This is a genomic window from Promicromonospora sp. NPDC059942, assembly GCF_042731755.1.
Lineage (GTDB): Bacteria > Actinomycetota > Actinomycetes > Actinomycetales > Cellulomonadaceae > Promicromonospora.
Window position 1 is genome coordinate 521,998 of the sequence record NZ_JBHWLR010000003.1, and the last position, 13,738, is coordinate 535,735.

General features: G+C 72.2%; 7 protein-coding genes. 3 read left to right on the forward strand and 4 right to left on the reverse strand.

Features of this window, described 5'->3' with window-relative positions:
• Positions 1–204 precede the first annotated feature (204 nt).
• Positions 205–2,793, reverse strand: coding sequence for a hypothetical protein (locus ACFV9Q_RS07330; protein WP_377233839.1), 2,589 nt, complete (start codon positions 2,791–2,793; stop codon positions 205–207).
• 265 nt (positions 2,794–3,058) lie between these two features.
• On the opposite strand from ACFV9Q_RS07330, the gene ACFV9Q_RS07335 reads away from it, so the two are divergent.
• Positions 3,059–4,288 (forward strand): amidohydrolase, encoded by a 1,230-nt coding sequence (locus ACFV9Q_RS07335; protein ID WP_377233853.1) that lies wholly within the window; start codon positions 3,059–3,061, stop codon positions 4,286–4,288.
• 31 nt (positions 4,289–4,319) lie between these two features.
• On the opposite strand, the gene ACFV9Q_RS07340 is transcribed toward ACFV9Q_RS07335, so the two are convergent.
• Positions 4,320–5,204: a TIGR03619 family F420-dependent LLM class oxidoreductase gene (locus ACFV9Q_RS07340; protein WP_377233840.1), complete on the reverse strand. Its 885-nt coding sequence runs from the start codon at positions 5,202–5,204 to the stop codon at positions 4,320–4,322.
• Between the two features lie 72 nt (positions 5,205–5,276).
• On the opposite strand from ACFV9Q_RS07340, the gene ACFV9Q_RS07345 reads away from it, so the two are divergent.
• A complete protein-coding gene (locus tag ACFV9Q_RS07345) occupies positions 5,277–5,750 on the forward strand; it encodes a hypothetical protein (RefSeq protein ID WP_377233841.1) in 474 nt (157 codons plus the stop codon).
• 17 nt (positions 5,751–5,767) lie between these two features.
• On the opposite strand, the gene ACFV9Q_RS07350 is transcribed toward ACFV9Q_RS07345, so the two are convergent.
• Positions 5,768–6,169 carry a hypothetical protein gene (locus ACFV9Q_RS07350; protein ID WP_377233842.1) on the reverse strand — a complete coding sequence of 134 codons (402 nt, stop codon included), beginning with the start codon at positions 6,167–6,169 and terminating at the stop codon, positions 5,768–5,770.
• On the reverse strand, positions 6,163–12,504 hold the full coding sequence (locus ACFV9Q_RS07355) for a polymorphic toxin-type HINT domain-containing protein (RefSeq protein WP_377233843.1): 6,342 nt from the start codon (positions 12,502–12,504) through the stop codon (positions 6,163–6,165). Before ACFV9Q_RS07355 ends, ACFV9Q_RS07350 begins: the two co-directional genes overlap by 7 nt.
• Before the next feature lie 253 nt (positions 12,505–12,757).
• Here ACFV9Q_RS07355 and ACFV9Q_RS07360 point away from each other — a divergent pair, with 253 nt between their 5' ends.
• On the forward strand, positions 12,758–13,603 hold the full coding sequence (locus ACFV9Q_RS07360) for an SDR family NAD(P)-dependent oxidoreductase (RefSeq protein ID WP_377233844.1): 846 nt from the start codon (positions 12,758–12,760) through the stop codon (positions 13,601–13,603).
• The last annotated feature ends 135 nt before the right edge of the window (positions 13,604–13,738 follow it).

Below are 13,738 nucleotides of genomic sequence, written 5' to 3' on the forward strand. Positions count from 1 at the left end.
CCACGGGGGGGGGGGGGGGGAGGGGGGGGTGGGGGGGTCGGGGGGGCGACGGGGGGGGGGGGGGGGGGGGGGGGGGGGGGGTTTGGGGGGGGGGGAGTCGGGTTGCCCCCCCCCCCACCTGACTGCCCCGGTGGTCGGTAGGACGTCAGGTGATCGGCAGCTCGGGCTGCCGATCATCTGACGTCCTGCCGACCACTCGCTTTTCTACCGATCACCCGGCGCTCTGTCCGTCCCGGTGGTCTGGCGGACGGTCGCCGCCCGGCGGCGGGCCGTGCGGATCAGCGCCCAGCCGCAGGCCAGGAGGACGACGGTCAGGCCCAGCAGGGCGGTCACGTCGGCGCCGGTCGCGGCGAGTCCTCCGCCGGGGTTGCTCGCGCCCGTGCCGGAGCCGCCGTCCGAGCCGCCCGGGCCGCCGCCCGGCGGTGGGGTCGGGGGCGCGGTCGGTTCGGGCGTGGGTGTGGGCGTGGGTGTCGGGGTCGGCGTGGGCGTCGGGCCCGACGCCTCGTCGTCGTTCACGATCGTGCACGTCGTGCTCGTGCCCGCCGCCAGCGTCACGGTGTCGTCGTCGACCGCGACGGGCTCGCCCGCGCCGTCGACGCAGGTCCATCCGTTGCTCGTGTACCCGTCGGGGCCGGACTCGGACAGGACGTAGTCGCCTGGGTCCACCTCGACGTCGGTCACGGCCGCCGAGCCGCCCGGCCCCGTGACGGGGGTCGGGCCGTCGGCGTCGAGCTCGAAGTCGGCCGGCTCCGCCGTCCCGCCGTCGTCGTTCACGACCGTCTTGACGAGCGTGAGGAACGTGGGGCACGTGACCGTGTTGGTCACGACGACCTCCCGGAACGGGAGGCCGGCGGTCGTGTCGTACGGCAGGGCGGACGGATCGTCGAGCGGATCGCCGTCCACCGAGGTGACCTCGGCCGACGCGGCGGTGCACCCCGGCGGCAGGTCTGTCGCCTCGTCGACGGTGACGGCCTCGTCCACGTCGTAGCCCTCGCGCGCCTCGCCCCACGGCTGCGCGGTGGCGGCGGCCCCGGCCGGGCCGGTCAGCGTCGCGGCGGCCGAGAAGCCCGCGGGCTGCTCGCCGTCGGCGTACGCCTCCCCGTCGATCACCCACTCCTTGTCGACGACGATGCCCGCCGACGGCCGGTTGTAGACGGTGCAGGAGACGAGCGCCGTCGCGGGCAGGTCGACGACGAAGCCCGGCCGCGCCGCGTCGTCGACGTTCGTGACGTCCACCGGGTCGCCCGTCGTCCGGTTGACGCACACCGCGTTCTGGCCGCCCGGAGCGACCAGCTCGTAGCCGGACTGCTGCGTCTCGGCCACGGTCACGTCCGAGGTCAGCGTGCCGGTGGGGTACTCCAGGTCGAAGTTCACGCCGCCGGTACCATCGTCGGCGGTGGTCGCGGTGGCGGGGTCCACGGTGACGCCGGGCGCGGACGCGCTCGCGTCGAAGACCCAGCCCGCGCCGGCCGGGACGGAACCGCTGACGTCGTCGCCCGTGTTCTGCGCCGGCACGATCTCCTTGAAGACGCTCACCGACCCCTGGCACTGCGCCAGCGCGAGGTCCTGGAGCGCCGCGCCCGCCTCGGCGTAGTCGTCCGCGTCGAAGTAGTCCGCCTCCAGCACGTTCGTGCCGTCGAACAGGGTGGGCCCGGAGAGCGCGCGCAGGTTGAGCTGCGTGACGTCGTCCACGCCGTCTCCCACGCCGAGGGCGACGAGCCGCGAGCCCTCGCCCTTGATCGCGTTGGCCGAGTAGATGCCGTTCTCGACGTCGCGGAAGTGCGTGGTGCCGCCGGTACCCAGGAGCGGGTCGGCGCTGAACCGGGTGGGGTTGCCGTCGGTGATCACCACGGCCAGCTCGTAGCTCGGCGCGGCGTCGGCGACCGCCCACAGCCCGCGGTCCCAGTTGGTGCCGCTGCCGGTGGTCCAGCCGGCGTAGACGTCCTTGAAGTCGTCTGCGCCGGCCTGCGTCGCCACGTTCATCAGGTCCGGGAAGTTCGCGCCGACGCTGGTGCTCGGCGAGCTGCCGTCGAACGAGAACACGGACATCCGCGACGGCGTGCCCACCAGCGCGTCGGTGAAGGTGTTCGCCGCGCCCTTGAGCGCCACGAGCTCGCTCGAGCTCACCGAGGACGAGAGGTCGAGCACGAGCGCGACGTCCAGCCCGCACTGCTCGGGCAGGGGCGGGTTGGACCGGGACTGCTGCCAGACGCCCTCGGAGTCGGTCACGGGACGGCCGCTCCCGGCGGAGCCGAACATGAAGTCGGACGTCGACGAGTACGTCGCGCCGCCCTCGAGCGCCGGCGTCTGGAAGACGTACGGGCTCTCGATCGAGCCCGAGCCGGAGCCCGGCCCCGTCCGCAGGGTGGGGTTGGTGAACCAGCCGGCCGGCGCCTCGACCTGCCGCACCCACCACTGCGCGCCGGCGTTCGCGCCGCCGGTCGCGGTGTCGGGCACCACGAAGCTGCAGTCGCCGTCGGCGTCGGAGGTGCACAGTCCCCAGTCCGGGTCCACGGGGTCGGCCGCGTCCGCGGTGGCGAACAGGCCGAGCATGACGCCGGCGAGCGGCGAGACGGTCCGCGTGCCGGTCCGGTCGGCGCCCACCGCGACGGTGACCACGGACTCGTCGGGGGCGGGCGCGGGGACGGCTGCGGGCACCACGACGGCGGGAGCGGGGGCCGCCGGTATCGGCGCCGCGGACACGGCGGCCGGGGCGACGGCGCCCGTGCCGCCGAGCGCGAGCAGCCCGGCAAGGGCCGTGGACCAGCCGGCGCGCGTGACTCTGCCTCTCATGGAACCCTCTCCGCCCTGGCCACACGCCTGGGCCCGCTCCAGCCTCTCAGCCGCCCCCGGACTTGTCGCGCGGTCGTTGGCGCCGCACGGCCCGGTCGCAGCGCGGATCCGGCACGGCGGTGCGAGGGTGGGGCGCATGACCGTTCCCCCTGCACAGCCGGACGCCCCGCCGGAAGCACAGCCGGAAGCGCTGCCGGGCGCTCCGTCGAACTCCGTGCCCGCCGCCCGGCCCGACGTCGACGCCGTCCTCGCGCCGTTGCCGGCACTGCTGCCGGGTCTGCGCGAGATCTACGTGGACCTGCACGAGCACCCGGAGCTGTCGTACGAGGAGACCCGCACCGCGGCCCTGGTCGCGGAGCGGCTAGCGGCGGCCGGGTACGTGGTGCACGCCGGCGTCGGCGGGACCGGCGTCGCCGGCGTGCTGACCAACGGCGACGGCCCGTGCGTGCTGCTACGCGCCGACATGGACGCCCTGCCGGTCACGGAGGACACCGGGCTGCCGTATGCCAGCACCGTCCGCACCACGACGGCGGAGGGCGTCGAGTCGGGCGTCATGCACGCCTGCGGGCACGACGTGCACGTCACCGCCCTGCTCGGCGCGGCCGACGTGCTGGCGCAGGGGCGGTCCGCGTGGTCGGGCACGCTGGTGGTCGTCTTCCAGCCGGCGGAGGAGCTCGGCACGGGCGCCCGCGCCATGGTCGACGACGGGCTGTACGACCTCGTGCCCCGCCCCGACATCGTGCTGGGGCAGCACGTGGCGCCCGTCGCGGCGGGCCTGCTCGGGCTGCACGCCGGGCCGGCGTTCGCGGGCACCGACATCCTGGACATCCGGCTGATCGGCCGGGGCGGCCACGGCTCGCGGCCGGAGGCCACGGTGGACCCGGTCGTGATGGCGGCGTCCACGGTGCTCAAGCTGCAGACGATCGTCTCGCGCGAGGTCGCGGCCGGCGACGCCGCCGTCGTCACGGTGGGCCGCCTCCAGGCGGGCACCAAGGACAACATCATCCCGGACGAGGCCAGCCTCGGCGTGAACATCCGGTCGTTCGACGAGGCCGTGCGGACCCGGGTGCTGGGCGCCATCGACCGGATCGTCCACGCCGAGGCCGCCGCCGCAGGGGCGCCGCAGCCCCCGCGGATCACGCCCGGCGAGTCGTTCCCGCCGCTGTTCAACGACCCGGCCGAGACCGAGCGGACGCGCGCGGCCCTGGCCGCCCGGTTCGGCGCCGAGCGGGTCATCGACCCGGGCGCGGTGTCGGGCAGCGAGGACGTCAGCGTGCTCGCCACCGCCGTCGGCGTCCCACTGGTCTACTGGCTGCTCGGCGGCTGGGACCCGGCCGCGTTCTTCGCGGCGGAGCAGGCGGGCACGACGGACCGGGACATCCCGTCCAACCACTCCCCCCGGTTCGCGCCGGTGCCGCACCCGACCCTGGAGACGGGCGTGACGGCGCTCGTCGTGGCGGCCCTGGACCGGCTGGAGGCGCCGCTCGGCGCGTAGCGGTCAACGGTTAGCGGTCAGCGCGTATCCGTCACCGAGTGGCCAGGGCCTCGACCAGCGCCGTCATCCGCTGCGCGGTGCCCTCGTGCTCCCCGAAGTGCACGGCGAGCTGGGCGGCCCCGGCCTCGCGGTAGGCGACGACGGCGTCGGCGACCTGCCCGACCGGCGTCCGCCCGTCCCAGCCGATCCGGAGGGCGGGCGCGACGGCGCGGCCGCCCGCCGTGCCCGTGCCCGTGCCCGTGCCCGCACCGGTGCCCGCCGAACCCGAACCGGCCGAGCCCCCGCCCGTCATGCCGGCGAGCACCGCGACCCGCTCGGCGAACGCGGCCGGGCTGGCGGGCAGGCCCTGCCAGACGTCGCCGTACCGGGCCGCGCGCCGCAGCGCGGCGTCGCTGTTCCCGCCGACCATGATCGGCACCGACCCGTCGGGCACCGGCTCGAACACGCCCTGCTCGTAGGAGAAGCGCCGGCCCTCGTACGGCGCCGGCCCACCCGCGAACAGGTGCCGCAGCAGCGCCAGCGAGTCGTCGGTGACGGCGCCGCGCCGGGAATGGTCGGCGCCCACGGCGTCGAACTCGGGGACGTTCCAGCCCACCCCGACACCCAGGACCACCCGGCCGCCGGACAGCTGGTGCAGGGTCGCGACCTGCTTGGCGAGCACGAACGGGTCGCGCAGCGGCACGACCAGCACGGACGTGCCGAACCGCAGGCGCTCGGTGACGGCGGTGAGATGCCCGATGGTCACCAGCGGCTCGTACACGCCGCCGAACGTCGCCCCGTACGGCCCGGGCGGCAGCACGTGGTCGGGCAGCCAGGCCGTCGTGTACCCGAGGCCCTCCGCTCTCTGCGCCAGGTCGACCAGCGTCCGCGCCGGCATCGCCGGGGACTCGTCGGGCAGCACCACCTGCAGCTCCATGCCTGACGGAACCCGGCTGGCCCTGCTGTCATTCCCTTCCCCACCGCGCGCCGGCATGGTTGGCTTCGGGCCGTGGAGATCATCGTGACCAGCGTCGTCGCCGTCCTCGGAACCCTGCTCGGCTCGCTCGCGACCCACTACTTCCAGCGCCGCAACCGCGCCGACGCGGAACGCTTCGAACGCGGCGAACGCCTGCGCAAGGAACGGGTCAGCGCGTACACGACGTTCGGCGGCGCGCTGGTCAACCTGCGCCGGGCGCACATGGACCGGTGGTTCGCGATCCACGACCAGCGCGACGGCGCCGACCCCGAGGCCCTGCGCTACGAGACCTACCGGCTCTACACGGACGCCCAGGAGGCGCTGTTCCGGGTCCAGCTCATCACGGAGTCGAGGGAGCTGATCGACCTGGGCAAGCAGGCGATCGAAGGCGTAGACCAGATGAAGCCGAACCTCGCGGCCGAGGAGTTCGCTGCCATCCGCGACACGTCCCGGCAGGGCGTCTTCCGCTTCATGGAGGCGGCCCGCAGGCACGTCGAGGTGGCGTAGGTCATGGTCCGGTCAGTTCAACCCTTGGAGTCTCCCCTGAGGACAATCTGAACCTTTGACGGGAACTGCAGATCGTCCACCATGACCGAACAGAGCGCAGATTCAGGAAATCCTACGAACTGCATGCGCACGTGTTCGTTCGGGTCGTGGAGCGCAAGCCAGCCAGACGGGCACGGGAGCGCCGTCTCCAGGAGGTTCACGGAGAGCGCCGTGGGTGGATCCGACCTCCACACCTCACACTCGACAGGACCGTCGACGCTGGCTTGAACGCCGAATATCACCGAACTCCCCTCCTGATGCCAATTGCTTGACGTCGGGTCCCAGTCGCTTACGTCATCGTCACTTCTCGCATCTCGCAGGATCAGGCATCCGTGCTCGATCTTCGCTAGAAATGCAACCACTGGACCAGAGTTCACCATGGCTTGTTGCTTCTCCCTTGTGAGAGTTGTGAGACAACCCCGCCCTGCCGCCTCGCACAGGGAAGGCAGTGCGGATACGCCGTCTGAGGAGATCCGAGAGCGACCAGACTGGTCGGAGGCTGGTGATCGGGAATCCAGTCCCCACCTTTGGTACCAGGGACCGTTGCAGTGCACGTGTGGCAGCCGTGCGCATTTCCAAATTCGTTGATCATCTCTCGAACGCCATCTGCCTCAATGTCACCGTTCACCAGGGCCACTCCCTCTCGGGCATTTGGACCTGCACCCAGAGTCAAATCGCACTTCTGTTCTGGCGTTGCGTTATGAACAAGTACCGAAGTCTCGCTGGCTGACACATAGTAGGTGTGGTTGCGGTCCACCGTCAGGTTGTGAACGGTCGCGCGTTCACGCTTGACATCGACACTGGCCACCTGCACCCAGGTGCCGGCGCTCGACCTGAGCCAATCACCTGAACGCAGGTCGATGGCGTCAACCCAGTTCCGCTCCGAGGGCTCCCAGAACGGGTGGCCGTCGGTAGCCACGATCTTCTGCTTGCCACCGTCGTCGTCCTGGACGGTGACCGTCACCAGTGTCTTGAAACCGGTGCCTGTGATGTGCGCGGTGACCAGGCGTGCGCCGACCGAGGTTCCAGTCTCCTGGTCCGCAGCGTGCACCTCGTCGCCCGGTTCGAGGTCCTCGATTGGCTTTCTTGAACCGTTGGCGAGCAGGACCAGGGTTCCGGCGACGAAGCTGTTACAGCCGCTGCTAACCGGCTCCTTCTTGCCGGCTGTATCACCCTTGCCGGTCGTATCGGCCTTCTTCTTGGCCGCCTGCGCCCGCGCCTTCGCCTTCGCTTCCGCCGCGAGCTGTTTCACCTTCGCGTCCGCCGCGGCCTTGGCCTTCGCCGCCTTGGCCGCCGCCTCCCGGGCCGCCTTGGCAGCCGCCGCCTTCGCAGCCTCCGCAGCCTGTTTCGCCTTCTTCGCGCCAGACAGGATCGTCTGCGCCCACTTCAGCTCGCTGGAGAAGGTCAGCACGGCCTTGCCGGCCTTGTAGATGGCCTCGCCGATCTTCGCCGCCTTGAAGATCTTGCCCCAGGGCAGCGCGCCGACGACGAGCATCACGCACGCGCCCAGGTCGCCGTTCAGACAGTTCATCAGGTCGTTGATCCCCAGGAACTCCATGAGGATCTGCCCGCCGGCCTCCAGGATGACGTCGAGCATCGACTTGCCCTGGAGCTGCTGCGCCTTGGCCACGTCCTCGGCGCTCGGCCCCTCGACCTCCGCGCCGGGGTCGTTCGGGTTGGACGTGGTGTCCGCGCCGGTCGGGCTCTCCGTGGTGCCGCCGCCCGTCGGGCCCTCGATCTCCCGCTCGCCCGTCGGGTCCGTGAACACCATCGGGTTGTTGCCCGCGTACGCGTATGGCGAAGAACCGATGGGCTGCGCCCCCGCCGGGTCCATCGACGAGAACCGCCCCGTGCCCGGGTCGTAGTTCCGCGCCCGCATCGCGTAGTTGCCCTCGCCCGTCGTCGGGTCGAGGTAGGCGCCCGCGAACCGCATCGGGTTCTTGATCGTGTCCCCGGGCTGGGCCTCCGCCAGCGGCCCGACGCCGGTCAGCGTCGCGCCGTCAGCTGACGCGCCGTCACCCGAGCCGGCACCATCCGAGGCCTCGTCACCCGAAGCACCCCCGGCCGCCTCAGCAACCGCCCCGGCGAGAGTCGCCCCCTGCCGCGGGTTGCCGAACGGGTCGTAGTCGTACCCCTCCTCGACCTGCCCGTCGGCCGAGAGCATGTTCGCCACGCCGCCCAGCCAGTCGTGGGTGTAGACGTGCGCCCCGCCCTGCGTCTCCAGCAGCGCGAGCGGCTCGTCCGTGGGCCCGTACGCGAAGGCCTGCCGGCCCTGCACCACGCCGTTCACGTCCGTCAGGGTGTCGACGGCGATGTTCTCCAGCGACCCGTTGACGTCCCACGACCAGTGCCGCGTCTTCGCGCCCGCGCCCACCCCCGTGATCGCGTCCAGCCGCATGCGCGTCGCGTCGTAGGTGTAGTTCGTCCGCACCCCGCCCACGGTCGCGCGGGCCAGCGTGCTGTCCAGGTTGTACTCGAGCCGGTCGTCGCCGGCGCGCGTCTGGTTGCCCAGCAGGTCGTAGCCGTACTCCTTGCGCTCGACCTTCGGCCGGCCGTCGTCCTTGCCGAACGTGACCTCGCGCAGCAGCTGGCTCGCGTGGTCGTAGGTGTACCGCGTCAGGTCGTCGCCCGCCGAGCCGGTCCGCTTCTGCTCGGTCCGGTTGCCCAGCAGGTCGTACTCGTACGAGATCCGGCCGGCGGCCTTGCTCTTCGGGCCGCACTCGTGCGCCGCGTAGCAGGCGTCCGTCACGCGGTTCGCGTCGTCGTACGCGTACGCGACCCCCTCGGTGACGCCGCCGCGCGTGGTCATGACCTTCGTCGGGTTGCCGACCTCGTCGAGCGTCAGGTCGAACGCGGACACCGGGTCCTGCACGCCGTCCACCGGGTCACCGGTGCGCTCGGTCCCGATCGAGGTGAGCCGGCCGGCGTCGTCGTACGCGCGTTCCTCCGTGAGGCCCGTGGCAGCCGGCAGCGTCGTAGCCGTCCGGCGTCCGGCGACGTCGTACGCGTACTCCCAGCGGGCGCTGGCTGCGCCCGCCGAGCCGCCGGCCGCCGTGGTGGAGGCGAGCCGCGAGTCGTCGTCGTACGTCGAGGTGATCTTCGTGCCGTCGGGGTAGGTGCGGTCGGTGATGTTGCCGCGCTGGTCGTACCCGTAGGTGAACGTCTCGGCGGCCTGGTTCGCCTCCTCGCGGACCACCTTGGTGATCTGGTCCTCGTCGTCGTACGTCACCGTGCGCACGCCCAGCGGGTCGCCGTACGACGTCGTCCGGTCCTTCGCGTCGTACCCGTACGTGTACCCGGGGCCGCCCGAGCCCACCTGCTGGCTGGTCAGGCGGCTGCGCAGGTCGTACACCGACGTGATGGTGCGCTCGGCCCGCTCGGCCTCGCTCAGGTCGTCCAGGTCCTCGCGCCGGTCGGTCGTGATGGACGAGACGGCGTTCGACTCGGCGTCGTACCCCACGTGCGTGGTCCGGCCGAGCGGGTCGGTGGTGGCCTGGGGACGCCCGGCCTCGTCGTAGCTGACGTGCGTGCGCCCGCCCTGCGGGTCGCGCACGCCGACCACGCGGCCGTCGTCGTCGTACGCGAGCACCGTCGCGAATGCCTGCGAGAACAGCGGCAGCCGCGGCGCGTCCGGCTGGCGCACGTGGCTCACCTGGTCGTCGTCGCGGTAGGCCACGTAGGTGGTCCCGCCGCGCGCGTCCGTCACCTCGGTCGGGCGGCTGTTCTCGTCGTAGGTGGTCGACGTCGTGTTGCCGAGCGGGTCGATCTCGCGCACCCGGTTGCCCGCCAGGTCGTACTCGTAGCGGGTGGTGAAGCGCGCCTTGTCGGCGCCGTCGACGTTACCGCGCGGCTCCGTGACCGACGCCAGCAGCCCGTCGTCCGTGTACGCGTACGTGGTGACGCCGCCGACCGGCGAGATCTCCTTGATCTTGTTGCCCGCGGCGTCGTACTCGGTGCGGGTCGTCTTGTCGCCGGCGTCGGTGCGCTTGGTCTGCCGGCCGTTCTTGTCGTACCCCATCGTGGTGGTACGGCCCTTGGTGTCCGTCACGGAGCTCACCTGGCCGGTGTTGCTCCGCTCGAAGCTGGAGGTCTTGTTGAGCTCGTTGATCGAGGCCGTCGTCCGGTCCAGGGCGTCGACCTTGATGTCGCGGTCCACGTGCTCGCCGCCCGGGTACGGCATGCGCATCCGGACCGGGTTGTCGTTGGCGTCGTAGAAGTACTCCGTGGTGAAGTCCGCCCGGTTCGCGCCCGGCACGTTGCCGCGCGGCGAGGTCACGGTCTTGACCAGGCCCTTCGCGTCGTACGTGTACGACGTCGTCAGGTCGTCGCCCCGCATCCGCACGCCCTCGGACTTGCGCCGGCCGGCCGCCGTGTACTCGAACACGAGCACCCGGCCGCCCGCCTCGACCTTCGACTGGAGGCCGTTGTCGAGGTAGCTGTACGTGCTGACCACGCCCTCGGGCGAGACCTCGCGCGCGAGCCGGCCGACGTCGTCGTACACCGACCGCCAGCCGCGGGTCTTGCCCGGCTCGTCGACCTCGACCACGCGGTCCTGCTCGTCGTAGCGGGTCTCGGTCGTGTAGCGCCGCCGGTCGCGCGGGTCCGCGGTGCCCCGCGGGTCGGTCTGCGCCACCTGGCGCCCCGTCTTGTCGTAGAAGAGCTCGCTGCGCCGGCCCTCCGGCGAGACGACGGCGGACAGCAGCCCCGCGTTCTCCTCGCCGTCCGGCCGGTACTCGTAGCGCGTGACCTTGTCCCGCTGGTCCGTCGTGGACGTGCGCAGGCCGCGGTCGTCGTACTCGTGCGTGATGTCGTTGCCCTCGGCGTCGACGCTGCGCACCAGCTCGTCGAACTCGTTGTACGTGTTCTTCCAGACGTTCCCGTTCGCGTCGGTGAACTCGATCGGGTTGTTCCGGTCGTCGTACTTGGTCTTCTCGTCGAAGCCCTGCGGCGCCACGGCCTGCGTGGGGTTGCCCTGCGCGTCGAACCGGACCACGTGCTGGTACTGGTTGCCGTTGACCACGAGGTTGCGGTCCAGCCGCGCGTTGTACCGGTGGTTGTCGGCGTCGCCGGTGCTGCGCTGGCTGTAGAGCAGCACGTTGCCGCGGTAGCCGTCGTACACGGAGACGTCGTCGGCGTCGGTGCTGCGCGCCTCCTGCTTGCCCGCGTCCCAGGCGAACGTCATCTCGGCGCCCACCCCGTCGCGCTGGGCGACGACGCGCCCGCCGGTGCCGTACTCGTTGTGCACCGCGACGACGTCGTGCGGGTCCAGCACCTCGGCCAGGCGGCCCTCGGCGTCGTACCCGTACTCCCAGACGTTCCCGCGGGCGTCCTTGACCTTGCTGAGCAGGCCGTCGGCGTACTCGAAGCGCACCTGACGGCGGTCGGGCAGCACCATCTTCTCGATGAGCCCGTCGGCGAGGTGCGCGACGGCGGTGCGTCCCGACGCGTCGGTGATCCGGACCTCGTCGCGGTCCACGTCCCGGCCGTGGCCGTGGTCGTCGACCTCGACGTAGGCCAGCCGCACGCCGTCGTCGCGCGGGCTGAGCACGGCCGAGAGCCGGCCCGCGGCGTCGAACTGGTACCGCACCTGGCCGGGAGTGACCAGCGCCCAGCCGTCGCCGTCCTTGCGGAGGTTCGACCGCACGCCCGGCGGGCGCGTGTACCCGTCGCCGTCCGGGGTGTAGAGCGCCTCGGCGCCGTCCTCGGCGCGCACGATGACGCCGTCGTCCGTCTGCGTGACGCGCATGTCGTACGACCACGCCCAGCCCACCCCGAACGGCCCCTGGCGGTTGTTCGCCGAGGAGTAGGTGCGGGCGCTGGCGAACGGGATGCCGAACGACGCCATCTGCAGGTCACGCTCGACCCGCACGAACGCGCCGGTGCCCGTGTTGACGCCCACGCCACGCTTCGCCTGCCCGACGGCGGTGGGGGCCAGCGCGTTCCCGCACCCGCAGCCGGCCGCCTGGTCGTCGGGGATGGCCGGCGGCCGGATCGTGGCGCGCGGCCGGGAGTCGCCCGACGGGTCCGAGACCACCTCGTCGCCGCCCGGCAGCACCGCCGCGACCGTCACGAAGTAGTTCTTGTCCTCGTCGAGCTCCCAGCCGTCCTGGGCACCGAAGCTGCGGCAGAACTCCGCCCCGCCGCAGAACCGCGGGCCCTCCAGCTCCGCGCGGCTCAGCCGCACCGACTCCTGCTCGGTCTGGTCGTCCCCCTCGTACAGGCGCACGACGGCGGCGGCCCAGTCGGGGTCGACGTCGCCGCTGTCGAAGTACAGGACCAGCGAGGTGTCGCCGAGCAGGAAGCCCGGGCGCAGGTCGATCCCGGTGAACGCCGCCGCGGCGGCGTTCGGGCGCGCGGTCGTGGCTGTGCTCGTCCCTGTGCTCGTGGCTGTGCTCGTCGCGGTGGGCGCCGTCAGCGCTCGCCACGCCGTCGGCGTCACCTCGGCGGGCTCGCCCCCGGCCTGCACGGCCTCCGGCACCACCGGCGGACGTTCGTCCTCGGCATAGGCGGTGGACCGCCGCACCCCGTCCGGCATCGCCCGGTCGGCCGGGCCCTGCCCCGGCGAGGCGGCCTGCGGCACCGCGGCCGCCTCGGCCTGCTGCTGCGGTGCCACGGCGATCAACAACGACGCCGCGAAGCCGACGGCTACTGCCAGCGCCAACCAACGCCGGAGCAACCAGGTGCTGACAAGGTGGTGCGCACGTGCCTCGGACATCGCCAACCCCCGTGTTGGTGTGTTTCCTGAGGAGCCGGGCCGCTGGGGAGCAACCCGACATCGAGTGTGAACACGCTGAACATTTCCTACAACTGGTTTATCCGGCTTTTCGCATTCATATACATTTAGTCAGGGTGAAAAGCGCAGGTCAGAAGGCTATTCGCACCCGGAAAACTTGTTCGAGATCAGCGCCCGGGGCGACGCCTCGGCGCGGCGGTTCCGGCAGGCCGGCATGCCGGCGCATGCTTTTCCCATGGACGAATCCGCCCGCAGGACCATCGTGATCACCGGTGCCAGCGACGGGATCGGCGCGGCGGCCGCGCGCCTGCTGTCCGAGGCCGGCCACCGCGTCGCCGTCGTCGGACGCTCGCCGGAGAAGACCGAAAAGGTCGCCCGCCCGCTGGGCGCCGATCACTTCGTGGCGGACTTCGCCCGGCTCGCCGACGTCCGCCGGCTGGCCGCGGAGCTCGACGCCGCCTACCCCCGGATCGACGTCCTGGCCAACAACGCGGGCGGCATCCTGGGCGACCGCACCAAGACCGAGGACGGCTTCGAGCCGACGCTCCAGGTCAACCACCTGGCGCCCTTCCTGCTCACGAACCTGCTGCTCGACACGCTCCTGGCCAGCCGCGCCGCCGTCGTCCAGACGTCGAGCGTGGGCGCGCGGGTGTTCGGCCACCTCGACCTGGACGACCTGGACCACGACCGGGACTTCACGCCCCACCTCGCCTACGGCACGGCCAAGCTCGAGAACATCCTGTTCACCGCCGAGCTGCACCGGCGGTTCCACGGGCAGGGCCTGTCGGCGGTCGCGTTCCACCCGGGCGGCGTCGCGACGAACTTCGCCGCCGAGAGCACCAGCTTCATGCGGCCCCTGTACCGGAGCCGGATCGGCAAGCTGGTCATGGCCTCGCCCGAGCGAGGCGCCGCGCAGCTCGTCCGGTTCGCGCAGACCGAGCCTGGCGTCGACTGGCAGTCCGGCGCGTACTACGAGCGCGGCCGGGTCGCGCGCCGCACCCACCCGCAGGCCCAGGACGCCGACCTGGCGCGGCGGCTCTGGGACCGCTCGGCGGAGCTGGTCGGCGTCCCGGCCCGCTGACGCCGGCGTCCCTTCGTCGTGACCCGGATGCGCCCGGCCGGCCTCCCCTTTGAGGCCCGGGTTTCTCCTCTTTGGGCGGTCCCACAGAAGGGAGAAACAAGGATCAAAGGGGGGTTGGGGCCCGGGCCCCCCGCG